Annotated in this window: 23 protein-coding genes; 12 read left to right on the top strand and 11 right to left on the bottom strand. The window is 69.4% G+C overall.

Annotation, left to right across the window (positions count from 1 at the left end; all coding sequences use genetic code 11):
- Positions 1-45: 45 nt before the first annotated feature.
- A complete protein-coding gene (locus ACSDQ9_RS03505; RefSeq protein ID WP_435143613.1) occupies positions 46-891 on the bottom strand; it encodes an MBL fold metallo-hydrolase in 846 nt (281 codons plus the stop codon).
- 95 nt (positions 892-986) lie between these two features.
- On the opposite strand from ACSDQ9_RS03505, the gene hrcA reads away from it, so the two are divergent.
- From hrcA to tgt, 4 genes are read left to right on the top strand one after another with little or no spacing between them, the layout of a single operon-like run.
- Positions 987-2,018 carry a heat-inducible transcriptional repressor HrcA gene (hrcA, locus tag ACSDQ9_RS03500; RefSeq protein WP_435143610.1) on the top strand — a complete coding sequence of 344 codons (1,032 nt, stop codon included), beginning with the start codon at positions 987-989 and terminating at the stop codon, positions 2,016-2,018.
- Between the two features lie 10 nt (positions 2,019-2,028).
- Positions 2,029-3,225, top strand: a complete 1,197-nt coding sequence (dnaJ, locus tag ACSDQ9_RS03495) for a molecular chaperone DnaJ (RefSeq protein ID WP_435143607.1) — start codon at positions 2,029-2,031, stop codon at positions 3,223-3,225.
- Positions 3,222-3,983 (top strand): 16S rRNA (uracil(1498)-N(3))-methyltransferase, encoded by a 762-nt coding sequence (locus tag ACSDQ9_RS03490; protein ID WP_435143604.1) that lies wholly within the window; start codon positions 3,222-3,224, stop codon positions 3,981-3,983. Before dnaJ ends, ACSDQ9_RS03490 begins: the two co-directional genes overlap by 4 nt.
- The gene (gene tgt / locus ACSDQ9_RS03485; RefSeq protein WP_435143601.1) at positions 3,980-5,236 is read left to right on the top strand and encodes a tRNA guanosine(34) transglycosylase Tgt; all 1,257 of its coding nucleotides are present in this window, start codon (positions 3,980-3,982) and stop codon (positions 5,234-5,236) included. Before ACSDQ9_RS03490 ends, tgt begins: the two co-directional genes overlap by 4 nt.
- Here tgt and ACSDQ9_RS03480 read toward each other — a convergent pair.
- The 3 genes from ACSDQ9_RS03480 to ACSDQ9_RS03470 form a co-directional block, all read right to left on the bottom strand.
- The gene (locus ACSDQ9_RS03480) at positions 5,221-5,919 is read right to left on the bottom strand and encodes a queuosine precursor transporter (RefSeq protein WP_435143598.1); all 699 of its coding nucleotides are present in this window, start codon (positions 5,917-5,919) and stop codon (positions 5,221-5,223) included. The two genes, tgt and ACSDQ9_RS03480, sit on opposite strands and share 16 nt — an antisense overlap.
- Before the next feature lie 170 nt (positions 5,920-6,089).
- Positions 6,090-7,097 carry a hypothetical protein gene (locus ACSDQ9_RS03475; protein WP_435143595.1) on the bottom strand — a complete coding sequence of 336 codons (1,008 nt, stop codon included), beginning with the start codon at positions 7,095-7,097 and terminating at the stop codon, positions 6,090-6,092.
- A gap of 40 nt (positions 7,098-7,137) precedes the next feature.
- Entirely contained in the window at positions 7,138-7,794 is a 657-nt protein-coding gene (locus ACSDQ9_RS03470) for a PadR family transcriptional regulator (protein ID WP_435143592.1), read from the bottom strand.
- Between the two features lie 205 nt (positions 7,795-7,999).
- On the opposite strand from ACSDQ9_RS03470, the gene ACSDQ9_RS03465 reads away from it, so the two are divergent.
- Positions 8,000-8,485 (top strand): DUF5709 domain-containing protein, encoded by a 486-nt coding sequence (locus ACSDQ9_RS03465; RefSeq protein WP_435143589.1) that lies wholly within the window; start codon positions 8,000-8,002, stop codon positions 8,483-8,485.
- Positions 8,486-8,525: 40 nt separating this feature from the next.
- Here the strand turns inward: ACSDQ9_RS03465 and ACSDQ9_RS03460 are convergent, their stop codons facing one another.
- From ACSDQ9_RS03460 to ACSDQ9_RS03445, 4 genes are read right to left on the bottom strand one after another with little or no spacing between them, the layout of a single operon-like run.
- Entirely contained in the window at positions 8,526-9,368 is an 843-nt protein-coding gene (locus ACSDQ9_RS03460; protein ID WP_435143586.1) for an ABC transporter permease, read from the bottom strand.
- Positions 9,361-10,209, bottom strand: coding sequence for an ABC transporter permease (locus tag ACSDQ9_RS03455; RefSeq protein WP_435143583.1), 849 nt, complete (start codon positions 10,207-10,209; stop codon positions 9,361-9,363). The genes ACSDQ9_RS03460 and ACSDQ9_RS03455 overlap by 8 nt, the downstream gene beginning before the upstream one ends.
- Positions 10,206-11,219, bottom strand: coding sequence for an ABC transporter ATP-binding protein (locus ACSDQ9_RS03450; RefSeq protein ID WP_435143580.1), 1,014 nt, complete (start codon positions 11,217-11,219; stop codon positions 10,206-10,208). Before ACSDQ9_RS03450 ends, ACSDQ9_RS03455 begins: the two co-directional genes overlap by 4 nt.
- A 25-nt stretch (positions 11,220-11,244) precedes the next feature.
- Positions 11,245-12,444, bottom strand: coding sequence for an ROK family protein (locus ACSDQ9_RS03445; RefSeq protein ID WP_435143577.1), 1,200 nt, complete (start codon positions 12,442-12,444; stop codon positions 11,245-11,247).
- 337 nt (positions 12,445-12,781) lie between these two features.
- Between ACSDQ9_RS03445 and ACSDQ9_RS03440 the strand changes: the two genes are divergently transcribed.
- Positions 12,782-13,333, top strand: coding sequence for an MFS transporter (locus tag ACSDQ9_RS03440; protein WP_435143574.1), 552 nt, complete (start codon positions 12,782-12,784; stop codon positions 13,331-13,333).
- On the opposite strand, the gene ACSDQ9_RS03435 is transcribed toward ACSDQ9_RS03440, so the two are convergent.
- Positions 13,303-14,586, bottom strand: a complete 1,284-nt coding sequence (locus ACSDQ9_RS03435; protein ID WP_435143571.1) for an MFS transporter — start codon at positions 14,584-14,586, stop codon at positions 13,303-13,305. The two genes, ACSDQ9_RS03440 and ACSDQ9_RS03435, sit on opposite strands and share 31 nt — an antisense overlap.
- Positions 14,587-14,876: 290 nt before the next feature.
- Here ACSDQ9_RS03435 and ACSDQ9_RS03430 point away from each other — a divergent pair, with 290 nt between their 5' ends.
- From ACSDQ9_RS03430 to ACSDQ9_RS03410, 5 genes are all read left to right on the top strand, one after another.
- A complete protein-coding gene (locus tag ACSDQ9_RS03430; RefSeq protein WP_435143766.1) occupies positions 14,877-15,824 on the top strand; it encodes a PhoH family protein in 948 nt (315 codons plus the stop codon).
- The gene (gene ybeY / locus ACSDQ9_RS03425; RefSeq protein ID WP_435143568.1) at positions 15,821-16,279 is read left to right on the top strand and encodes an rRNA maturation RNase YbeY; all 459 of its coding nucleotides are present in this window, start codon (positions 15,821-15,823) and stop codon (positions 16,277-16,279) included. Before ACSDQ9_RS03430 ends, ybeY begins: the two co-directional genes overlap by 4 nt.
- Before the next feature lie 22 nt (positions 16,280-16,301).
- Positions 16,302-17,591 carry a hemolysin family protein gene (locus ACSDQ9_RS03420; RefSeq protein ID WP_435143764.1) on the top strand — a complete coding sequence of 430 codons (1,290 nt, stop codon included), beginning with the start codon at positions 16,302-16,304 and terminating at the stop codon, positions 17,589-17,591.
- Positions 17,584-18,555, top strand: a complete 972-nt coding sequence (gene era, locus ACSDQ9_RS03415) for a GTPase Era (protein ID WP_435143565.1) — start codon at positions 17,584-17,586, stop codon at positions 18,553-18,555. Before ACSDQ9_RS03420 ends, era begins: the two co-directional genes overlap by 8 nt.
- Before the next feature lie 129 nt (positions 18,556-18,684).
- On the top strand, positions 18,685-19,659 hold the full coding sequence (locus ACSDQ9_RS03410) for a phage tail tip lysozyme (protein WP_435143562.1): 975 nt from the start codon (positions 18,685-18,687) through the stop codon (positions 19,657-19,659).
- A 3-nt stretch (positions 19,660-19,662) separates the two neighbouring features.
- Here the strand turns inward: ACSDQ9_RS03410 and ACSDQ9_RS03405 are convergent, their stop codons facing one another.
- A complete protein-coding gene (locus tag ACSDQ9_RS03405; protein WP_435143560.1) occupies positions 19,663-21,207 on the bottom strand; it encodes an amidohydrolase in 1,545 nt (514 codons plus the stop codon).
- Positions 21,208-21,268: 61 nt separating this feature from the next.
- Positions 21,269-22,312, bottom strand: a complete 1,044-nt coding sequence (locus tag ACSDQ9_RS03400; protein WP_435143557.1) for an LCP family protein — start codon at positions 22,310-22,312, stop codon at positions 21,269-21,271.
- A 154-nt stretch (positions 22,313-22,466) separates the two neighbouring features.
- On the opposite strand from ACSDQ9_RS03400, the gene leuA reads away from it, so the two are divergent.
- Complete coding sequence (gene leuA, locus ACSDQ9_RS03395) at positions 22,467-24,215, top strand: 2-isopropylmalate synthase (RefSeq protein ID WP_435143554.1); 1,749 nt, start codon at positions 22,467-22,469, stop codon at positions 24,213-24,215.
- The last annotated feature ends 52 nt before the right edge of the window (positions 24,216-24,267 follow it).

The raw sequence follows: 24,267 nt of genomic DNA, 5'->3' as shown, positions 1-24,267 counted from the left end.
CATTTCGCGCGTGGATTTTCGTCCCCGCTTCGTCGGGCCCTCAGCTCAGAGGCGACCCAACAGCGGCAGGCTCGTCCGCGGCTGCACGCCCTTGGCCGCCAACTCGGCGTAGGCCAACGGCAGCGCGACCTTGATGGTCGCGGTGGAGTACGGCCACGCCCACTGCGAGGCGCCAGGATGCGGCCGACCGTCGACCTCGGGGTGGTCGAGCGCCTCCAGCGCCTGCTCGAGTTTCACTCCGCGCTGCACCAACTGCTCGGCCTGGCCGTAGATGGTTGACACGTTGGCCCGCTGCTCGAAGGCCGCCTGCCGGTCGAGCACGGCCCCATGGCCGGGCACGAACAGGGTGTGGTCGTTGGTCGCTCCCAGCATGCCGTCGAGGGTGGCCGCCCACGCCTCGACGGTGGTGTCGTCGCCGAACTGGGGGTCGGCGCCGGCCTCGAGCAGGTCGCCGGTGAAGACGACATTGCGCTCGGGCAGGTGCACCACCAGATCGCCCTGGGTGTGGCCTCGTCCGTGGTGAATGATCTCGGCGCGCGAGCCGCCACCCAGGTCGACGGCCTTGACCATCGAGATCGGGTGGGTGACCGCCGCCGGCACGCTCTCGTGGGCGATCGAGACGACATCGCCGAAGCCGGGCAGCCCATCGGCGTGGTCGGTGTGGGCGTGCGTCACCACCACGTGGGTGACCGGTCGCCCGGCCTGCTCGGCTGCGGCGGTCGCAATGACCGCGCCCTGCTCGGGCAGCGAACCGGTGTCGATGACCATCACGGCGGCGTCGCCGACGACCAGGCCGATGTTGACCGACCAGGGCTCGGCCACCGCCACCCACACGCGGTCGGCCACCTCGCGCCACGGCGACAGCGACAGCTGGTCAGGTGAGATCTCCATGCCCACGAGCGTAGCGGTACACTGGCACTCGCCCGGGCGGAGTGCCAGCCAGCCCAGTTGAACCAGCTCAGTCGAAGCAGCTCAGGAGGTGACCGATGGACGATCGCAAGCTCGAGGTGCTGCGCGCCATCGTCACCGACTACGTCGAATCCCGCGAGCCGGTGGGCTCGAAGGCCCTGGTCGAGCGCCACCAGCTGAACGTCTCCCCGGCCACCGTGCGCAACGACATGGCGGTGCTCGAGGAGGAGGGCTACATCACCCAGCCCCACACCAGCGCCGGTCGCATCCCCACCGACAAGGGGTATCGCATCTTCGTCGACCGGCTGGCCAGCATCAAGCCGCTGTCGGCGGCCGAGCGCCGGGCCATCCAGAGTTTCCTGTCTGGCGCCGTCGACGTCGACGACATCGTGCTGCGCACCGTGCGCCTGCTGGCCCAGATCACCCAGCAGGTCGCCATCGTGCAGTACCCGGTGTCGAGTTCGGCGATCGTCCGCCACGTCGAACTGGTCAGCCTCACCCCCGACCGCGTGATGGTGGTGCTGATCACCTCGACCGGCCGGGTGGAGCAGCAGGTGATCGAGCTGCCCGGCCACGACGAGGCCATGCTCGCCCGCCTTCGCGGCAAGCTGAACGCCACCGTGATCGGACGAGCCACCGCCCAGGCCGCCGCCGCCCTCACCACGCTGTTGGGCGAGGTTCCGCCCGATGACGCCATGGCCGCGACCGCCGTGGTCGCCACCCTGCTCGACCTGCTGGCCACCGATCGCGCCGCCGCCCGGGTGGCCGTGGCGGGTGTGCCCAACCTCACCCGTTTCTCGGACCAGTTCGAGACCACCGTCAAGCCGGTGCTCGAGGCGCTCGAGGAGCAGGTCGTGCTGCTGCGGCTGCTCGGCGAGACCGCCCAGGCCCACGCCGCAGCCGGTCAGACCATCGGCGTGCGCATCGGTCACGAGAACTCGGTCGAGGAACTGCGCTCGACCTCGATGGTGGCCGCGGCGTATGGTCCCGAAGCGGCAGCCTGGGCGAGTCTCGGCGTCGTCGGCCCCACCCGCATGGACTACCCCCAGACGATGGCCTCCGTCAGCGCCGTCGCCCGCTATCTCGGCAACTTCCTGACAGAAGGATGACAAGCAACAGATGAGCCCCTCCCAGACCGACTACTACGAGGTTCTCGGTGTCGATCGTGACGCCACCCCCGAGCAGATCAAGAAGGCCTATCGCCGGATGGCGATGAAGGTGCACCCCGACGTCGCGCAGGATGCCGACTCGGCCGAGAAGTTCAAGCAGGTGCAAGAGGCCTATGAGGTGCTGCACGACCCCAACAAGCGTTCCGTCTACGACCGTGGCGGCGACCCGATGGGCTCGGGCTACGGTGGCTTCGGCGGCGCTCAGGGGTTCGAAGGGTTCGGTGGCTTCGGCGGGGCACAGGGGTTCGACTTCACCAATCTGGTCGACGCCATGTTCGGGGCCCAGTCGTCGCGGGGGCCGCGCAGCCGCGTGCGTCGCGGCCAGGACGCCCTCGTCCGCACGCAGTTGACGCTCGCCGAGGCCGCGTTCGGGCTCACCAAGCCGATCACCATCGACACCGCCGTGATCTGCCCCAGCTGCACGGGCAAGGGCTCCGAGGACGGGTCGGAGCCGGTGACCTGCACCACCTGTGACGGCCACGGCGAGATCACCCAGATCCAGCGCTCGTTCCTGGGCGACATCCGCACCTCGCAGGCCTGCCCCACCTGTCGCGGGTTCGGTTCGATCGTCACCAACCCGTGCAGCGAGTGCTCGGGTGAGGGCCGCGTGCGCCACCAGCGCACCATCAACGTGAAGATTCCGGCGGGCGTGAAGTCGGGCAACCGCATTCACCTCGAGGCCCAGGGCGAGGTCGGGCCGGGCGGCGGTCAGGCCGGCGACCTGTACGTCGAACTGATCGTTTCCAACCACGAAACCTTCACCCGCGAGGACGACAACCTCGAGACCATCCTGCGGGTGCCGATGACCGCCGCTGCTCTGGGCACCACGGTGCAGATCGCCACTCTCGAGGCCGAGCGCGACGACACTGACGCCGACGACCGGCAGGTGTCGATCGAGATTCCCGCCGGCACCCAGTCGGGTACCCGACTCGTGGTCGACGGACGAGGGGTGCCCAATCTGCGCAGCGGCCGCCGTGGTGAGCTCGGTGTCACCCTGCTCGTGCAGACGCCCACCAAGCTGGACGACGAGCAGCGCGACCTGCTGACCCGCCTCGCCGAACTGCGGGACGAGACCTCGATCACCCCGGCCGTCACCAAGCACGGCAAAGGTGTCTTCGGGCGCCTGAAGGAGGCCTTCGGCGGATGACCGACCCACTCTTCCTCGGCGAGATCGCCGGCGCCCGGGTCGGGTCGCGGGTCGACCTGGTCGGGGACGAGGGACGACACGCTGCCGTCGTGAAGCGCCTGCGGGTGGGGGAGTCGGTGCTGGTCGCCGACGGCCACGGTTCCGCGGTGCGCGGCACAGTGACCGAGACGGGCAAGCACGGGCTGGCCCTCGAGGTGACCGAACTGCTGCAGACCCCCGAACCGCCGGTGCGGTTCCGGGCCGTGCAGGCCCTCGCCAAGGGCGACCGCGGCGAACTTGCGATCGAGTTGCTCACCGAGATCGGCTGCGACGAGATCGTGGCCTGGCAGTCGCACCGGTCGATCGTCCGGTGGGATGCCAAGGTCGACAAGGGGCTCGCCAAGTGGGCGGCGACGGCGCGGGAAGCCACCAAGCAGTCGCGTCGGTTCCGGGTGCCTCACGTCGGCGCCGAGGTGCTCACCACCAAGCAGTTGGCGGCCGCGCTCGCCGGTGCCGGTACCGGTGAGCGCAGCGACGACGACCTGACCCTGGTGCTGCACGAGGACGCCACCGAACCCCTGACCGAACTCACCCTGCCCACGACCGGACGGATCACCGTGATCGTCGGGCCCGAGGGCGGCATCGCCCCCGAGGAACTGGAGCTGCTGACCCGGGCGGGGGCTCGCCCGGTGGTGATCTCCGACGGCGTGCTGCGCTCGTCGACGGCCGCGGCGGTCGCGATCGCGCAGCTGAGGGCACTGGCGGGGGTGCGACGGTGACGTTCGGCTTCACCCCCGATGCCGTGCTCGACAACGGGTTGGGGCGCGCCGGCGTCATCCACACCCCGCACGGCGACATCGAGACCCCGGCCTTCGTGGTGGTGGGCACCAAGGCGACGGTGAAGGCCGTGCTGCCCGAGACGATCGCCGAGACGGGCGCGCAGGCGGTGCTGGCCAACGCCTACCACCTGTACCTGCAGCCCGGCGCCGATCTGGTCGACGAGGCCGGCGGCCTGGGCCGGTTCATGAACTGGCCCGGCCCGACGTTCACCGATTCGGGCGGCTTCCAGGTGATGAGTCTGGGGGCCGGCTTCAAGAAGGTGCTGGCCATGGACGCCTCGCGGGTCTCGTCGGACGACGTGATCGCCGAGGGCAAGGAACGCATGGCCCACGTCGACGACGACGGGGTCACCTTCAAGAGCCACCTCGATGGGACGAAGCACCGGTTCACGCCCGAGGTGAGCATGCGGGTGCAGCACGAGCTGGGCGCCGACATCATCTTCGCCTTCGACGAACTGACGACGCTGATGAACACCCGTGCCTACCAGGAGGAGTCGCTGGAACGCACCCGGCTGTGGGCCGAACGCTGCCTGGCCGCCCACGCCTCGCTCACGCGTGAGCGTTCCGACAAGCCCTACCAGGCGTTGTTCGGGGTGCTGCAGGGAGCACAGTACGAAGACCTGCGGCGCAAGGCCGCCCGCGACCTCGGGGCCATGCGGATCGACGGTCAGGCCTTCGACGGGTTCGGCATCGGGGGCGCGCTCGAGAAGGAGAACCTCGGCACCATCGTCGGCTGGGTCGCCGAGGAACTGCCCTTCGACAAGCCCCGACACCTGTTGGGCATCTCGGAACCCGACGACTTCTTCGCCGCCGTCGAGGCCGGCGCCGACACCTTCGACTGCGTGAACCCCTCCCGGGTGGGGCGCAACGCCGCCATCTACACCCACGACGGACGATTCAACGTGAACACCTCGGCATCCCGCCGGGCGTTCGTGCCGTTGGACGACGACTGCGACTGCTACACGTGCGCCCACTACACCCGGGCCTACCTGCACCACCTGTTCAAGGCCAAGGAGATGCTGGCGGCCACGCTGGCGACGATCCACAACGAGCGGTTCACGGTGCGGCTCGTCGACCAGATCAGGGCGGCCGTGCGCGCGGGTGACTTCAATGCCTTCCGCACCGAGTTCCTGGGGCGGTTCTACGCCTCGCGGGGCCCAGGTCACGACCCGAGTGATCAGCACGGGCGGTAACTCGGCTCGTGGCGCTTGAGCCACCCGATCACCCAGGCGGTCACCGGCATCGCCGCGTACTGCACGATCACCTTGTAGAGGAATCCGAAGAAGGTGTAGTTGGCCCACTGGCCCACGCCCGTGATGCCGATCGCCGTCGCGGCCACCGTGCAGAACACCAGCGTGTCGACGAACTCACCCAGGCCCGTCGACGAGGCCAGCCGCGCGAACAGCCCGCGCTCTCCGCTGCGGCGCTTCATCACCACCATCACCAGCGAGTTCAGGGTCTGGCCGGCCGCGTAGCCCAACAGGCCGGCCAGCACGATCTGCCAGACGGGGCCCAGGGCCGTTTCGAGGGCCGCCTGCTTGGTTCGTCCGTAGTCGTCGTCGAAGCCGGGCAGGGCGATCACCACCCAGTAACACAGCACCGACAGGATCGCGGCGACGAAGCCCATGGCGATGGCCCGCCGGGCCGCCCTGGCTCCGTACAACTCGGTGATCACGTCGCCGAGAATGTAGGCCAGCGGGAACAGGAAGAAGCCGCCGTCGGTGATCACCGGGCCGAACTGCACCCCCTTCGAGGCGCCGATGTTCGACAGGATCACCACCACCGAGATGCCGGCGAGCAGGATCGCGTAGTGCGGGGAGCCGGCATCGGCGTAGGCGGGGGAGGTGCGGGGGCTGGCTGCGGGGGTGGCTGTCACGAGGGGACAGCTTAGGGGAGGGCGCGTTTGCCTCGTCCACGTCGCGTTTGCCCCGCCCACGTCGCGTTTGCCCCGCCCACGTCGCGTTTGCCTGCCCAGCGTGCCTTTGCCCTTGGTGCATCAGGGGCAAACGCACGTTCGGCAGGCAAACGCCGAGGGGCTGGGGTCCCTCATTCGTACATGACGTAGGCCGGGGTGGGCGAGAGCGCGATCACCTCGGCCGGGGTCATCAGCCGCTTGCCGGTCTCGACGTCCTCCTCGTAGAACAGTTTGAAACCCAGATGGACGAAGGCCGGGGTCGAGGCGATCACCCGCTTCCAGGTGGCCACCTTCGCTCCCGGGCTGCCGATGCCGTCGACCGACTTGATCCAGGCCACGCCGGGGAAGTCCTTCATGGTCTTCTCCTCGCGGACGACTCCGGGGTTGAGTTGGTGGAAGACCAGCACCTTCTCGGGCAGGTGGTGCTCCGCGACCATTGCGGAGAGGTACTCGCCGACCAGATTCAGCTCGGCGCCGGTGGTGTGACCGAAGACCCGTCCGGGAATCTGGCCGGCCTGCACGGCCCACTCGGGGTCGAGCGCCACGCCGACGTCGGGCTGCAGCAGCCAGGGCTCGTAGGCCTTGACCTCGTCGATGAACCTGGCCCGCCCGGGCTGGATGTTGAGCAGCAACAGCGACCCGTGCCGACGAGCCGTGGCGAGCCAGGCGTCGATCAGGGCGCCGTCGATGCGGGTGCGGAACATGCCGTCCTTGCCCGGCGATGCGTGCACCGTCGTGACGATCAACTCCATCACCGGCACCACGGGCATGCTGCCCTCGTACTGCTTGGTCACGGCGATCATCTCGCCGGCACGCTTCTCGAGGTCGTTGCCGACGCCGAGTCGCCCCTGCCCCGGGGCGCCGGGGTGGCCGCACCAGCCGACGAGCCGCCCGCCACCGCTGACCGGCTGCATGCCGCCCGGGGTGTCGAACGTCGGCGTGGGCGTCGGGGTCGGGGTGGGTGTCGGGGTTGACGACGCGCCACTCGGGGAGGCCGACGTGTCCGCCGTGGGTCCGCCGGACGTTGGAGTATGCCCGGGGGTCTGGTCGGACGACGAAGAGCCGCCGCACCCGGTGAGGGTGACGGCGGCTCCCACGACCGACGTTCCGGCCAGAGTGAGCAGGTTGCGTCGATCCATGCCCCCATCCTGTCGGATGGTGGGTCGATCGGGCCCGGTCTCAGTGCTCGGCGAGCAGCGAGTACAGCTTCTTGCGGGCGTCGGTCACCAGATCGGTGGCCTGTTGGACGAGGGCCTCGTCGCCCGTCTGGGCGACCGCCTTCGCGGCTTGGGCGAGACTGCCGAAGGCCCGGAAGAGCTGCCCGGCGGGCGAGCCCTCGATGCCCTCGGAGGCCTGCTCCCAGGGAGCCTGGCGGTCGGCGGACTGCTCCGCCTCGGCCCGGCCGGCCTCGGTGATCTCGAAGACCTTGCGGCCCTCGACCTCGGTCTCGCGGATCAGGCCCTCGTCCGTCAGCTGGCTGAGGGCGGGGTAGATGGCGCCGGGGCTGGGCTTCCAGGCGCCCTCGGAGCGCTCACCCAGTTCCTGGATGATCTGGTATCCGTTGCGCGGTCCTTCGGCGATCAGCAGCAGAGCCGCGAGGCGCACGTCACCGCGGCGGGCGCGGCCTCCGCGTCCTCGGTGCCCGCCCGGGCCGAAGCCCGGACCGCCGAAGGGGCCGAAGCCGAAGCCTCGCCCGAAACCGCCGAGACCAGGGCCGCCGAAGCCGGGCCCGCCGAAGCCTTCGGGGGAGGGGCCGCGACGCCCGCGGCGACCGTGGTCGCCCTCGCCCTCGGGGCGCATGTGGGGATGGTGATGGGAGTGGAAGTGGTTCTTCATGGTGTGTCTCGTTTCAGTGAGTCAGGGTGGGGCGGCGCTCGTCTCGAGGTCGGATGACCGAGGCGGGGGAGTCGTCCCCTCTGGTGCGCCGCTGCAGTCAACTGTGACAGGTCTATCGCGATATGTCAACGATATATCGCAAACTCCTTCGAGAATCCTCGCCGTTCACCCTTGTCTGACGCTCGCGCGGTGGCAGAATCGGGTCATGGAAGGCTCATTCGAGACAGACGAACTCGTCCCCGACGACTCCGAGCAGCTCGACCAGCTCGACCAGGCCGACACCCTGATCGACCGTGGGGTCAACGATCCGCTCGACGAGGGCTGGATCGCGCCTGACCACTGGTCGGCGGGTGAGGGCTTCGGCAACACGGCCGCCGAACAACGCCAGGGCGAGTCCCTCGAGATGCGCATGACCCAGGAGGAGCCCGAGGTCGTCCGTCGTCACGAGGACTGGAACCCCGATCACGAACCCCGCGAGGTCGGACGACGCCGCGCCGGCCGGTTGGTCGCGGCCAGCCGGGGTGACAACGGTGATGACGTGGAGTCCGAGGAGGTCGGTGAGGACGTCGGCTTCGCCGGCGGCGCCGCGTCGGCCGAGGAGGCCGCCATGCACGTCTTCGACCCCGATCACGACTCCGATGACGAGGAGTGGGACGGCGAGGAGTGGGACGAGCCTGCGGCCGCCCGCTGAGGTGACCAGACCTGAGGTGACCAGACCTGAAGGGCCCCGCTCAGCTGCCCGGGCTCGCGTACTGCCGGGTCATGCGCTGCCACCAGGCGTGGGTCGCCAGCAGCAGCAGCACCCCCAGCAGGGGGGAGCCCCACACGAACCACTCGGGCAGCGGCACCTCGGCGGCTCGTCCGAGCAGCGCGGTCGCCGGTAGGTAGGCAACCAGGCCCAGGGGCAGGGCGAACACCAGCACGTACAACCCCCAGCCGAAGATGGTCAGCGGGTAGGGAGCGAACGACGTGATCACGTTGTCGACGAGGTACGAGGCGCTGCGCACGGTCACGAACCGGAACGCGAACGAACCGATGAAGGTCTGCACGGCCGACTCGACCAGCCCGCCACCGATCACCGCCAGCACCAGGTAGCCCAGGCGCCACCACGTCCACTCGACCGGGGCCAGCGCCGAGAAGATCACCACCGTGCCGACGCCCAGCGCCACGTCGCCCAGCCCCATCAGCGGGAACCGACGGGTGAGCAGTTGCACGAAGGCGGGCACCGGCCGCAGCAGGTAGCGGTCGAACTCGCCCTCGCGCACCACCTGTTCGGTCTGCGACGTGGGCTGGAAGAACAGGATGTAGACGGCGTGCGAGGCCAACCGCATGCCGAACATGAACGCGATCTCGGCGAACCCCCACCCGCCGATCGTGCGGAAGCGGTTGAGCAGCACGCCGATGAACAGCAGCTGCACCCCCTGGAAGGCGATGCCGCCGAGCACGGCCGAGACGAAGTTGGCGCGGTACTGCAGTTGCGCCTTGGCCGACGTGCGGTAGAGCAGCCACCAGGCGCGCACGGTCGACGGCAGGGCTCGCGTGCCCTCGCTGCGGGTCGTGGACGAGTCAGCCACCCTGCACCACCACCTTGGTCTGGGCCGCCCGCCAGACCAGCCACAGCAGCGCCGAGCAGCCAGCGATCCAGGCCACCTGCACCCCCATCAGCTCCAGGGCGTTCGGCCAGCTGGTTCGTCCGAAGAAGATCACCAGCGGGGTGAACATCTGGCCCTGGAAGGGGAGCCACTCGAGGATCGAGCGCAGCCAGCCGGGCATGAACCACAGCGGAATGAGCGACCCCGACAGCACCGCGGAGCCGAATCGGTAGATCATCATCCAGCCGGTGATCTCGAGCGACCAGAACGAGATCATCGACATCAGCAGGTTGAGCACCATGCCCAGGGCGAGCCCCAGCACCGCCGAGACCGCCCACAGCCCGAGCGACCACGGCGCCGGTGGCACCCGGATCGCCCCGATGACCAGGGCGGCCACCACGCCGGTCGCCGCCACCGGCAGTCGGGCCAGCATGGTGCCCAGGTTCTGCGCCAGCAATTGCGGCACCAGCCCGACGGGGCGGGTCATGTCGACGCCCACCTGCCCGGTGCGCACTCGTTCGTAGAGCCCCGAGAACGCCCACGGCATCATCACGGTCTGCATCGAACTGGCGAGCACGGCGTAGCTGACGGCCTGCTCGCGCGAGATGCCGCTGACGGTGGTGGCCGAGCCGTAGACCGAGCGCCAGACCACCATCAGCAGCACCACCTGCACCACCTGGCTGATCATCGACATCACCAGGTCGGCACGGTAGGCCAGCCCCTCGCGCAGCGCGTTGCGGGCGAAGCCGAGCAGGGCGAGGGTGCGTTGCCGCGGTGTCAGGAATCCCGCGTGGCTGCCGGGGCTGGTTGTGGTCGTGCTCATCGGCCCTGGTCGGTGTAGATGCGTGAGATCACGTCGGCGAGCGGGGGCTCGGTGACCGTCAGGTCGGTGATCTGCCAGCGGGAGGTGACTCGTCCGATCAGTTCGGGGGTCGAGACCGTGGCCGGGTCGTGTGAGATGACCGCCCGACCGTCGCGGACGATGGTGGTGCCGCCCTCGGGCGTGATGTCGTGCGGGTCGACCTCGGGGGCGGGGGTGACCACCAGCTCGCGGTCGGGGATGTAGCGCCGCTTGAGGGTGGTCACGTCGCCGTCGTACAACACCGTGCCCGCGTCGATCAGGATGATCCGACGGCAGAGCGTCTCGATGTCTTCCATGTCGTGGGTGGTGAGCATCACCGTCGTGCCGGTGCGGGCGTTCAGCTCGGCGATGAAGTCGCGGATGCGCTGCTTGGCGACCACGTCGAGCCCGATGGTTGGCTCGTCGAGGTAGAGCACCTTGGGCTCGTAGATCAGGGCCGCCACCAGGTCGCCGCGCATGCGCTGGCCCAGCGACAACTGCCGCACCGGGGTGTCGAGGAACTCGTCGAGCCCCAGCAGCTCGGTGAACTCGCCCAGCCGGCGGCGGTAGTCGGCCTCGTCCACCGCGTACAGGTCGCGGATCAGCTCGAGCGAGTCGCGCAGCGGCAGGTCGTACCAGAGCTGGGTGCGCTGGCCGAACACGGCGCCGATCGACAGGGCATTGGCGCGGCGGTTCTGCCAGGGGACTCGTCCGTCGACCAGGATCTCGCCCGAGGTGGGCACGAGAATGCCGGTGAGCATCTTGATGGTGGTCGACTTGCCAGCGCCATTGGCGCCCAGGTAGCCGACCAGCTCGCCCGGGGCGATGTCGAAGCTGACGCCGTCGACGGCCCGGGTGGTCGAGGTGCGGCGGGTGAACAGCCGACGCAGCTCGGCGAAGCGCCCCGTGGGGGTGACCGGGCGGGTGAACTCCTTGACGAGGTCTCGCACCTGCACGATCGGGGGAACCTGCGTGAGGGGCGCGTCGGTCATGGTCACGGACCCTAGTCGGTCGGGGTCAGCGTTTGCCTCTGGTTTCTTCCCGTGGAAGTTCGAGGGCGCCCAACAACTCGGCGCGGGCCCCCAGGGCACTCGGACGAACCTCCAGGTGGTGGGCGATGGCGGGCGGGCTGTAGACCGACAGCGCCTCGCGGCAGCCGGCCAGCACGTGTTCCACCGCCGGGCCGATGGAGGTGTCGACGATGATGCAATCGGGGTCGAGGGCGGTGCTGAGGTGGCCCAGCGGAGCGCCCAGCAGGCGTCCGACATCGGTGAGGATGCGCACGGCGCCCGCGTCTCCCTGCTCGGCCAACCGCGCGACCCGCTCGACATCGAACGCCTGACGCCCCTGCGTCGCCGAGGCGGTTTGGGGAGGGGCGACGCGCCCGGTCACCAGGTCGAGCATGCGCAGCCACAGGCAACCGCGGCCGCCGCAATGGCAGAGCGGGCCGTGAGGGTCGAGTTGCAGGTGGGCGATCTCGCCCGCGAAGCCACGCCGCCCGCGCACCAGCCGGTGGTTGACCACCACCGCCGATCCCAGCCCGTCGTTCGAGAGCTTGACGTAGACGAAGTCCTCCGGGGCCCGTGACTGGTGGTCGGGCGACGCATGCAGTTCGCCCAGCGCGGCCAGATTGGCGTTGTTCTCGGTGCGGAACTCCACCCCGTGGCGCTGCGAGAAGTGCGCATCGAGGTCGCCGGGCTCGGTCAGGCGGAACCCCTGAGGCAGCCCATTGCTGCGGGAATGCTCCGCGGGGGTACCGGTGCCCCGTAGGAAGGGCGCGGGTGCACTGATCACCACCCCGGTCAGGCAGTGGTGGGGCAGGTCGGCGGCCATGCCGAGCAGCGCGTCCACGATGGGGTCGAGGCCGTCGGCGCCGGTGGCGGGGTCGGGTGCCGGCAGGCTGTGGTCGGCCAGCACGGTGCCGGCGTGGTCGAGCATCCCCGCCCTGGTCACGATCTCTGCGCGCACGGTGCCGGTGCGCCAGCGCACCAGCCCGAGGGCCGGGGTGTCGCCGACCACCCTCAGCGGGTGACGACCGCGACCCCGCAGGGGACGGCCACCCTCGGCGTCCATCGCGACGAGTTCGCCCGACCGCAGCAGCTGGGCGACGGCACCGGTGACGGTGGTGCGCGGCAGGCCCAGGGCCTCCGCGATCTCGCCGCGGCTGGCGCCGGGGGAATGGCGCACGAACTCCACGATGCGGGTCCTGGTGTCCATGAATGAACGATATCAATGGTGTGGCGGGCTGTTCTGGGGTCGCGGCGTGCCGCCGCGGTGGGGGGTGCCCGTAGCGTGGACGACGTGAACAACGTGGGGCTCGCAGATATGACCGAATCGTGCATTTCGGCCGGAGTGCGGCGCCCGTCCTTCGGGGCCCTGATGCTGATCACTGCCACCACCGCGCTTTCGACGGACACCTACATCGCGGCCCTGCCCGAGGTGCAACGAGCCCTCGGCACCACCGCCTCGGCGGTGCAGTTCACGATGACCGCCTGCATCGCCGGCATGGCCGTGGGCCAATTGCCGCGACCCCCAGTTCTTCACCCCTGTGCTGGTGCAGGCCCTCACCACCGGCGGCTTCTTCGTCTACATCGGGGGCTCGTCGTTCGTGCTGCAGAACGGGTTGCAGATCTCGCAGGCCCAGTACGCGACGGTCTTCGGGGTGAACGCGGCCGCGATGATGGCCTCGAGCGTGGTCCATCGCCTGTTCGTCATGCGCACCGGTCCCGCGCCGTTGCGTCGGATCGCCATGATCGTGCAGACCACGTCGGTGGTCGCGCTGGTGGTGGTGTGCCTAGTCACGGACCGGCGACCGTTACTGCTGCCCGTGTGGATCTGTCTGGCGGGCATGACGACCGGCCTGGGCACCTACCTGCCCGCCAACTCAGCCCTCGCCCAACTCGCCGGACGACGCTACGGCGGCACGGCCTCGGCGATCGGCGGCGGCATCCACTTCCTCGTGGGGGCCGCGTTCACCCCCCTGACCGGCCTGTTGGGCACCGACTCGGTGCTGGTGATGGGGGTCGCCATGGCCGTGATGTTCCTCACGGCCGGGGCGGTGGCCATCGTCCGCCGTCAGGACGGCCCGGCGACCGGGGCGGTGTAGCGGCGGAAGGATCGTCCGAACACCGCGCAGACAGCCACGCCGACGATCACCAACACCCCGCCCCACAGCGATGCCCAGCCGGCCCCGATGCGGGCGGCCGCGAAGCCGTGGGTGACGTCGGCGATGCGGGGTCCGCCGACCACCACCACGAAGAACACGCCCTGCAGGCGACCGCGCACGTCGTCGTCGGCGGCCTGCATCAGCATGGTCGACCGGAAGGCGGACGAGGCCGTGTCCGACGCTCCACCGAGGGCCAGCGCGGCCACGGCCAGCACCAGCCAGGGCAGCATGGTGCCGCCCGCCAGCACGCAGGCGATGCCGAAGGCCACCACGCTGCACCCCCAGGCGAGGATGCACGCCAGCACGGCGACACCGTGGTGGCGCACCCGTGAGACCCACCCCGAGAAGACTCCGCCGAGGAAGCCACCGAACGGGATGGCCGCGAACAGCACCGCCAGCGCCACCCCGCCATCACTGGGGCCGCCGAAGTTGAGGTCGGCCAGCTGGGGGAAGAGCACGCGCGGCATGCCGAAGACCATCGCGACCAGGTCGACGACGAAGCTCATCAGCAGCACCGGTGAGCCCTTGAGGTAGCCCAGCCCGTCGATGATCGAGCGCAGACCCGGGCGGTGGGCGGTCGCGGCCTCGCTGCGTCGGGGCAGCATGGGTGGCAGCCGCCAGACGGCGTACAGGGTGCTGAACAGGAAGATGGCGTCGACCAGGTAGAGCCAGCTGAACCCCAGCACCGGGATGAGCATGCCGCCCACCAACGGCCCGGCGATGCCGCCGAACAGGAAGACGGTGGTGTTGAGGGCATTGGCGGCCGGCAGTTCGTGGGGTTCGACCAGGCTCGGCAGCATCGCCGTGCGCGCCGGGGCGGTGATCGCGAAGAACGACTGCTGCACGGCGAACAGGCACAGGATCAGCCACACGTGGTGCAACCCGGCGAACGCCTGCACGGCGAACAGGGCGCTCGAGACGATCAGGCCCGTGCCCGCCACCAGCGCCAGCTTGCGGCGGTCGAAGTGGTCGGCCAGTGCTCCACCCCACAGCCCGAACACCAGCAGCGGCACCAGGCCGAAGATGCCGGTCAGGCCGACGATCGAGGAGTCATGGGTGATCTGCCACAACTGGGCGGGCACGCTGACCACGGTGAGCTGGGCGCCGATGGTGGTGACGATCTGCGCGGTCCACATGCGCCGGAAGTCGGGGTGACGCAGGGGGCGGGTGTCGGCGAACAGTCGTGGAGCCACCCGAGGAACTGTAGTGCGGCGGCCGTTGTGTGAAATGCGCACCCGAAACGGGGTTCGTTCCCCCATCGAGCATCGAATCGCCACTCGGGTGCGCGTTTCACACGCGGGGCGCGGTGGCCGCAGCCGGGGAGGGCGGTCGAAACCCCCGTGTCGCCGCCCGCGACAACGCCTAAGATGGGTGTCTCCACCTGAACACCCGCCCCGGAGGCATTCCCCTGACTACCGTCCAGCCCGGCACCGTCACGCCGCTCCCAGCCGAGCGCATCGTGGTCATCCCGGCGTCCATCCCGATGATCAACGTGCTCGGCCCCCGTGATGAGTTCCTGCGCATCCTGGAGCGCGAGCTCGACGCCGACCTGCACGTGCGCGGCAACGAGGTCACCCTGCGCGGCACCGTCGACGACGTGTTGTTCGCCCACGACGTGATCACCGAACTCGTCACCATCCTGCGCACCGGCCAGGGCCTCACCGCCGAGACCGTCGAGCGGGTCGTGAGCATGAGCGAGGCCCAGGAGCAGGTCGCCCCCGCCGAGGTGCTCACCCAGAACATCCTGTCGAGCCGCGGCAAGACGATTCGTCCGAAGACGCTGAACCAGAAGCGCTACGTCGACGCCATCGACCACCACACCGTGGTCTTCGGCATCGGCCCCGCCGGTACCGGCAAGACCTACCTGGCGATGGCGAAGGCGGTGCAGGCACTGCAGGCCAAGCAGGTGACCCGCATCATCCTCACCCGCCCGGCCATCGAGGCGGGGGAGAAGCTGGGATTCCTGCCCGGCACCCTCAACGACAAGATCGACCCGTACCTTCGTCCGCTCTACGACGCCCTGCACGACATGGTCGACCCCGAGTCGGTGCCCAAGCTGCTCACGGCCGGCACCATCGAGGTCGCCCCGCTGGCGTACATGCGCGGGCGCACGCTGAACGATGCCTTCATCATTCTCGACGAGGCGCAGAACACCTCGATGGAGCAGATGAAGATGTTCCTGACGCGCTTGGGCTTCGGCTCGAAGATGGTGGTCACCGGTGACGTGACCCAGGTCGACCTGCCTGGTGGGCAGCAGTCGGGCCTGCGCGCGGTGCAGGGCATTCTCGACGGGGTGACCGACATCGCCTTCTGCCAGCTGACCAGCCGCGACGTCGTGCGCCACCAGTTGGTGGGGCGCATCGTCGCCGCCTACGACAAGTTCGAGAGCACCCAGCATCCCGAAGCCGAGCGACACAGGCGCACCCGGTGATCGACCTCAACAACGAGTCCGGAGTCGAGGCCGACGAGCAGGGTCTGGTCGCCCTGGCCCTGTTCGCGCTCGAGCACCTGCGCATCAACCCGCAGTCCGACCTGTCGATCCTGCTGGTCGACGAGGACACCATGGCTGGCTACCACGAGCGATTCATGGATCTTCCCGGCCCGACCGACGTGATGAGCTTCCCGATGGACGAGCTGCGTGCCCCCGACGACGACCAGGACCCGCCGCTGGGCCTGCTCGGTGACATCGTGCTCTGCCCGACCGTCACCGCCCGGCAGGCCGCCGAGAACGGGCGATCGGCCGACGATGAGGCCGAGTACCTGCTCATCCACGGGTTGTTGCACCTGCTCGGACACGACCATGCCGAACCAGGTGAGAAGGCCGTGATGTTCGGCCTGAACGACAAGATCATCGCCGCGTGGCAGTCGCGCAAGCTGGGAGCCTGAGGTGCAGACCATCGACTGGGTGATGCTCGCCGTCGCCCTGGGCCTGGCCGTGCTCGCCTGCGTGTTGGTGGCCGCCGATGCCGCCCTGCAGTCCTTCAGCCGCAGCCGGGCCGACGGCCTGGTCGAGGAAGGCAGGCCCGGAGCCGTTCGCCTGCAGCGCATCGCCCAGGATCCCGCGCCCTACCTGAACGCGGCCATGTTCGTGCGCATCACCGCCGAGATCGTCTCGGTGGTGCTGGTCGCCCTGGTGGTCTTCGACCATGTCACCCCCACCTGGCAGCGGCTGCTGATCGCGGCTGGCTCGATGGTGGTGGTCTCGTTCATCGCGTGGGGGGTGGCTCCCCGGACGATCGGTCGCCAGCGCGCCGACCAGGTGGCGCTGGCCATGGCGGCACCGGTGTCGTTCCTCGACACCATTCTCGGGCCCATCCCGCAGTTGATGATCCTGATCGGCAACGCGCTCACCCCCGGCCGAGGTTTCGCCGACGGCCCGTTCTCGAGCGAGGCCGAACTGCGCGAGATGGTCGACCTGGCCGAGGCCACCGACCTGATCGAGGCCGGGGAGCGCAAGATGATCCACTCGGTCTTCGAACTGGGCGACACCTACGTCAAAGAGGTGATGGTGCCCCGCACCGACGTGGTCTGGGTGAACGCCGACAAGACGCTGCGGCAGGGCATGCACCTGAGTCTGCGCTCGGGCATCAGCCGCATTCCCGTCGTCGGCGAGGGCGGCCTCGACGACGTGATCGGCATCCTGTTCCTCAAGGACGTCACCCGCCGCGTCTACGACAACCCCGACGCGGAGCGCACCGAGACCGTCTCGAACCTGATGCGCCCGGTCTCGTTCGTGCCCGACTCCAAGCCGGTCGACGAGGTGCTGCGCGACATGCAGCGCACCCGCACCCATCTGGTGATGGTGGTCGACGAGTTCGGCGGCACCGCCGGGCTGCTGTCGATCGAGGACATCCTGGAAGAGATCGTGGGCGAGATCGTCGACGAGTACGACGCCGAGCCGACCCTTGCCGAGGATCTCGGCGACGGCACCTGGCGGATCAGCGCGCGCATGCCCATCGACGACCTCGGCGATCTGTTCGGGCTTCACCTGGACGATGACGACGTCGCCACGGTGGGCGGCCTGATGGCCAAGCAGCTCTCGGTGGTGCCCATTCCCGGCTCGGTGATCGTGTACGAGGGGCTCGAGATCACCGCCGAGAAGGAGGTCGGACGACGCCACCAGATCGACACCTGCCTGGTGCGGCGCGCGCCCGAATCGTCCGAGGACGAGACCGAGGAGGAGTCTGCCCATGCCTGATCCGACCCAGCCTGATTCGATCCAACCTGAGCCCTTCGTCTCGGGCTTCGCCTGCTTCGTGGGGCGACCCAATGCCGGCAAGTCGACCCTGACCAATGCGCTGGTCGGCCAGAAGATCGCCATTGCCTCGTCGAAGCCGCAGACCACCCGTCACGCGGTGCGCGGCATCGTCAACCGCCCGCCCGTCGACGGCTCCGGCGGTGCCCAGCTGATCCTGATCGACACTCCCGGGCTGCACAAGCCGCGCACCCTGCTCGGTGAGCGGCTCAACGATCTGGTGCGCGCCACCTGGACCGAGGTCGACGTGGTCGGCGTCGTGCTGCCCGCCAACCAGAAGATCGGCCCCGGCGACACCTACCTGGTGGGGGAGCTGGCCCAGTTGCCCAAGCGACCCCGACTGGTGGCGATCGCGTCGAAGATCGATCTGGTGAAGCCCGACCAGTTGCGTCAGCACCTGATGGACATCACCGCCCTCGAAGACGTGCACGGCATTCGGTTCGAGCACATCGTTCCGGTCTCGGCCGCCTCCGGCGAGCAGGTCGACGACGTCGCCGACGTGCTCATCTCGATGCTGGAACCCGGCCCCGCGTTCTATCCCGACGGGGAGGTCACCGACGAACCCACCGAGACCCTGGTGGCCGAGTTGATCCGCGAGGCGGCCCTGGAAGGGGTCCGGGACGAACTGCCGCACTCGATCACCGTGGTCATCGACGAGATGGGGCTGCGGGAGGGTCGTCCGGACGACAAGCCGCTGCTCGACATCTTCGCCTCGATGGTGCTGGAGCGGGACTCGCAGAAGGGCATCATGATCGGTCACCGCGGCTCGCACCTGCGTGACGTGGGCACCAGGGCTCGGCAGCAGATCTCGTCCCTGCTCGGCACGCCCGTGCATCTCGACCTGAAGGTCAAGGTCATGAAGGAATGGCAGCGCGACCCCAAGTTCCTCAACCGCCTGGGCTTTTGACGGTTGGGTTTCTGACCTCAACTTCGTGAGCCCGCGGGCTCAGCTTGCGTCGACACGCCGGGGAACAGACCCCCTGCGTTCCTAGCGTGAGCGCGGCGGCACTCGGCCGCCCCTCACGCAAGGATGGTCATGACCTCGTTCACCCCCCACGCGTCACCCCGCCTGCAGCGCAGGCACCTGCTGTCATTCGCCCTCGCCACCCCCGTGGTCGCGGGCCTCGGCGTCGCCACGGCCGGCACGGCCTGGGCTGGCGCCAACAACACCGAGACGGCCTTCGACTTCTTCGCCAACTTGGGTCTCACCCGTTCCCAGTCGGCCGGCTTGGTCGGCAACTTCATCGTCGAGTCGGGGGCAGACCCCATCAACCCGGCCGCCGTGCAGGGCGGCGGCGGCCCCGGCCGAGGCATCGCCCAGTGGGAGGGCACCCGACGCACCCAGCTGTACAACTACGCGGCCCAGCGGGGGCTCAGCTGGTCGAGCCTGCGACTGCAGTTGGACTTCGTGTGGTGGGAACTGCGCAACACCGAGACCAGGGCCTACGACAAGATTCGGACCGCCACCACGCCCGAGACGGCGGCGGTGATCGTTCGCCAGTACTACGAGCGCCCCAGCGTGGCGGCCGACGAGCGTCGCAAGACCGCCGCCCGCTCGGTCTACACCCGTTACCAGGGCAATGTCGGCGGCTCCACTCCGGCGCCGGCGGAGACGAACTACCCGACGCTGCGGCGGGGCTCCTCGGGGTCGGCCGTGACCACACTGCAGTACCTGCTGCGGGCCACCGGCCGGTCGTTGTCGATCGACGGCAGCTTCGGTCCGGGCACCGAGTCGGCGGTGATCAGCTTCCAGCGCGCCAAGGGCCTCGAGGTCGACGGCATCGTCGGCGGCAAGACGTGGGCCGCGTTGGCGCCGGTGCTCAAGTACGGCGCGTCGGGCTACGCCGTGCGCGGGCTGCAGGTCGAACTGCGGGCGGCGGGGCAGTCCATCTCGGTCGACGGCTCGTTCGGTCCGGCCACGAAGACGGCCGTGATCCGGGTGCAGGCCGCCAACGGTCTGGTGCAGGACGGCATCTGCGGTCAGTTCACCTGGGGTGCCCTGATCGACTGACGCTCACAGCGTGGTGTGGGTGATGCGTCCGTCGAGCATGGTCAGCGACGGGCGCGTCGCCCCCACCTGGTTCGCGGGTAGGGCGAACGGATTCTCGTCGAGCAACAGCAGGTCGGCCTCGGCGCCGGGCACCAGACTCGCGACCCCGCGGGTGGACGAGAGCAGGGCCTGCGACAGCGTCAAGGACTGCTCGGCGTGCCACCCCGCGCGCTCGTCCCCGGTGCGGGTCACGGCCGCCTGAATGGCCAGCCAGGGGTCGAGCGGCGAGACCGGGGCGTCGGATCCCAAGGTCAGCGCCACTCCCGCGGCCGCCATCGCGGCCAGAGGGAAGGCATCGCCACAGCGGTCGCCCCACAGGTCGTCCATGGCGTCGCGATCATCGAGCAGGTGCGCCGGCTGCACGCTGGCGCGCACCCCCAGCTCGGCCATGCGGGTGATGTCTGCCGGGCGCACCAACTGGGCGTGTTCGATCGACCCCCGGGCGCCGGTGGCCGCAAAGGCGTCGAGCACGTACGAGGCGGCCTGGTCGCCGATGGCGTGAATGGCCGACTCGATGCCATTCGCCCAGGCGCGGGCCATCAGGTGGGCCAGGTCACCGGGCTCGATGTTCACCACGCCACGCTCACGGTCGGGGTCGACGGTGCCGAGCTCCGAGGTGAGGTAGGGCTCGCAGCAGTAGGCGGTGCGGGCCGTCAGTGAACCGTCGGAAACCACCTTCATGGGCCCGACGGTCAACAGCCCCGACGGGTCGAGCAGGTCGCCGGTGTGCAGGCCCTCGTCGATGGCCTGCTCGAGCCACTGCGGGTAGATGGCCGGGCGCACGCACAGCGTGTGGAAGCCTTCGGCGAAGCGGCGGCGCCATTCCTCGACCGTCCAGCGCATCTCCATGTCGACGATGCCGACAACGCCGCGGGCGGCGGCGTCCTTCGCGGCCTCGTTGATGCGCCGGTCGAGCGCCGCGGTGGGCAGTTGGTTCAGTGCGCGGGTGAGGGCGAAGGCCTCGTCCTCGACCAGATGACCGGTGGACGAATCGACGCCGTGGCGGGCCATGGCGGCCGAGTTGGCCCAGGCCGAGTGCAGGTCGCCCGACAGCAGCACGGTGGGCACCTGGCCGGTGGCCTCGTCCAACACCTCGAGGCTGGGGGCGTCGGGCCAGCGAGAGTCACGGAATCCGAAGCCGACCAGGGTGTCACCGCCGCCGGCGGCCGTGCGCGACGGGCGAACGGTGCGATCCAGGTGCTCGCGGACGAGGCTGGCGGCCTCGGCGGCCGACTCGGCCCGGTGCACGGGAACCCAGCGGGAGCACATGGCCCACTGCGACATGTGCACGTGGGAGTCCCAGAGCCCGGGGATGACGAACCGTCCCTCGGCGTCGACCTCCTCGGCGGGCTCCCGGCCGGGGCGACGGCTGAGTCGTCGCTGGACGATGTGCAGGTCGGTGGGTGCGGCCGCTCGTCCGGTGGTCAGGTCGACCACTCGGGCATCGCGGATCACCAGGTCGGGTGCCTCACCGGTGGGCGTCGCGAGCGCGGGACTGAGGGCTGTCACGCGGGTCATTCAAACCCACGCCCCGACGGGGTGGAGCACGAGTCCACCGTGTGGGCCCCGCTCACGACCCCGGCGCGTACCCCTCGCCGTACTTCGTCACATAGGCCCGCACGTCACCGGCCTTGAGGGCGGCCCCGAGCTCCCGGGTGCGAGCGGTGTTCACCAGGTTCACCGACTCACCCTTGACCAGGGCGAAACGGGCGATCGGTACCTGCAACGACACCATGGCCTGCTCGTCGACCTGGGTGAGGGCCGGCACCAGTCCGGCGAGGTTCTTCTCGGTGATCCCTCCCGACACCTTGGTGTTCTTCAGCAGCATGGTGAGCAGAGGCCCGAAGGCCTTGGCGTCGCCGGCCTGGTGCTGCTTGAGCCGGGTGATCATGCCCCGCATCAGTGCCCGGTGGCGTTCCGCGCGGTCGAGATCCCCCAGGGGCATCGACTTGCGCTCGCGGGCGTAGATCAGCCCGTCGGTGCCGTGGATGGTGATCCGGCCCTTCGCGAAGACGACCTTGCGGCCCGTCGAGATCACCGTGGGCGAGGTGGCGTGCCGATTGACCACCGGAATGCCCTTGAGCCAGCGGGTGATGGCGATGAACCCCGAGAACCCGGTCTGCGCGACGTAGTGGATCTCGATGCCGCCCAGCAGGTTCGAGACCGTGCGCACCAGACCATTCGTGCCGCCGTGCAGGTGCGCGGCGTTGATCTTGCCCGAGCCGCCGCCGGAATAGGAGACGTAGGTGTCGCGGCAGATCGAGACCACCGTCAGATCGGTGCGATCGGCCGAGAGCTGCGCCACCATGATCACGTCGGGTCGTCCCGACCAGTTGTCGGTGCGGGAGTCGTTGCCGAGGAAGAGCACGTTCACCACGCCCGGCCGCAGCGCGTCCGGTGTCGGGGTGGGCGTCGGGCTGGGTGTGGAGGTTGCGGACGACGGGCGCGCCGGGGTGGTGGTCGGGCTGGGGGTCCCGGTGCTGGGAGTCTCGGACGGGCTGGGCGCCGGCTGGTCGGGGGTCGAGCGGCCACAGGCGGCCAGCGCTCCCGTCAGCAGGGCGGACGAGCACCCGGCGATCCCGGACAACAGTCCACGGCGTGTCGTGATGGCCATGGCATCCATTCAACCGGGTGTAGGGTCGACACCGTGACGTGCGTGCGGCTGCTCCTTCGACGCCGCAGTGAGGCCCGGTAATCGTCCGGCGGACCCCCTCGCTGCGGAGATCTGACGTGCCGCCAACACGACGAACCCCAGTGAGGACAACCCCATGACGACCCCATCCGCACAGTTCGGCACCAAGCAGCAGCCCGTCCCCGTGCAGCAGCCCAGCCCGATGCCCTTCGCGCGCTACACCCCCTTCGTGCCGATCGACCTGCCCGATCGCACCTGGCCGACGAAGCGCATCGAGAAGGCCCCCCGGTGGCTCTCGACCGACCTGCGTGACGGCAACCAGGCGCTGATCGACCCCATGACCCCCGCCCGCAAGCGCACCATGTTCGACCTGTTGGTGAAGCTGGGCTACAAGGAGATCGAGATCGGTTTCCCGTCGGCCAGCCAGACCGACTTCGACTTCGTGCGCCACCTCATCGAGGACGACATCGTGCCCGATGACGTCACCATCTCGGTGTTGACCCAGGCCCGCGAAGACCTGATCGAGCGCACCGCCCAGTCGCTGGTCGGGGCCAAGCGCGCCACCATCCACCTGTACAACGCCACCGCCGAACTGTTCCGTCGGGTGGTGTTCAACATCACCCCCGAGGAGTGCATCGCCATGGCGACCCGGGGAACCCAGATGGTGATGAAGCATGCCGAGGCCAATCTGGGCGACGTCGAGTTCGGCTACCAGTACAGCCCCGAGATCTTCACCCAGACCCCCACCGACTTCGCCGTCGAGGTCTGCAATGCGGTCGCCGATGTCTGGCAGCCCGATGCGGGCCGCGAGATCATCTTCAACCTGCCGGCCACGGTGGAGCGCTCGACGCCCAACACCTACGCCGACCAGATCGAGTACTTCATCCGCAACGTGCGCGGGCGGGAGAACGTGGCCGTCTCGCTGCACCCGCACAACGACCGCGGCACGGCCGTCGCCGCCACCGAGCTGGCGATGATGGCCGGGGCCGATCGTGTCGAGGGCTGCCTGTTCGGGCACGGCGAGCGCACCGGCAACGTCGACCTGGTCACTCTGGCCATGAACCTGTTCAGCCAGGGCATCGACCCGCAGGTCGACTTCTCCGACATCGACGAGGTGCGCCGCACGGTCGAGTACTGCACCGGTCTGCCGGTGCACCCCCGCCACCCCTACGCGGGCGACCTGGTCTACACGGCGTTCTCGGGATCGCACCAGGACGCCATCAAGAAGGGGCTGGAGGCCCTCGAGAAGCAGGCCGCCGCCGAGGGCGTCGGGCTGCACGAGGTTGCGTGGGAGGCCCCGTACCTGCCCATTGATCCGCACGACGTGGGCCGTACCTACGAGGCGGTCATCAGGGTCAACAGCCAGTCCGGCAAGGGTGGCATGGCCTACATCATGAAGAACGAGCACAAGCTGAACCTGCCTCGGCGGTTGCAGATCGAGTTCTCGCGCGTCGTGCAGGGTCACGCCGATTCCGACGGTGGCGAGGTCAATGCCGCCCAGATGTGGGACTGGTTCTCCGCCGAGTACCTGACCGGCGGCACCTACCGGCTGGTGCGGGCGAGCACCTCGTCCGAAGAGGGGGAGCACGAGATTCGCGCGGTCGTCGACGTCGAGGGTGATCGCCGCGAGGTGATCGGACGAGGCAACGGCCCGCTGTCGGCCTTCATCGACGCCATCGCCGAGCGCGGGGTGCAGGTGCGGGTGCTCGACTACTCCGAGCACGCTCTCACCACCGGCGGCGACGCCCAGGCGGCTGCGTACGTGGAGGCCGAGATCGGTGAGGGTGACGAGGCACAGGTGCTGTGGGGGGTCGGCATTGACTCCGACATCGTGACCGCCAGCATCAAGGCCGTGCTCAGCGCCCTGAACCGCGCCGTTCGCTGACGCGAGAACGGACGAGCCCCGCGGGTGCGGGACTCGTCCGTTCTGCGTGATG

The organism is Aestuariimicrobium soli, from assembly GCF_051192575.1.
In the GTDB taxonomy this organism is placed as follows: domain Bacteria; phylum Actinomycetota; class Actinomycetes; order Propionibacteriales; family Propionibacteriaceae; genus Aestuariimicrobium; species Aestuariimicrobium soli.
Note: the sequence above shows the minus strand (reverse complement) of the source record. Positions and strands in the feature narration are given on the sequence as shown.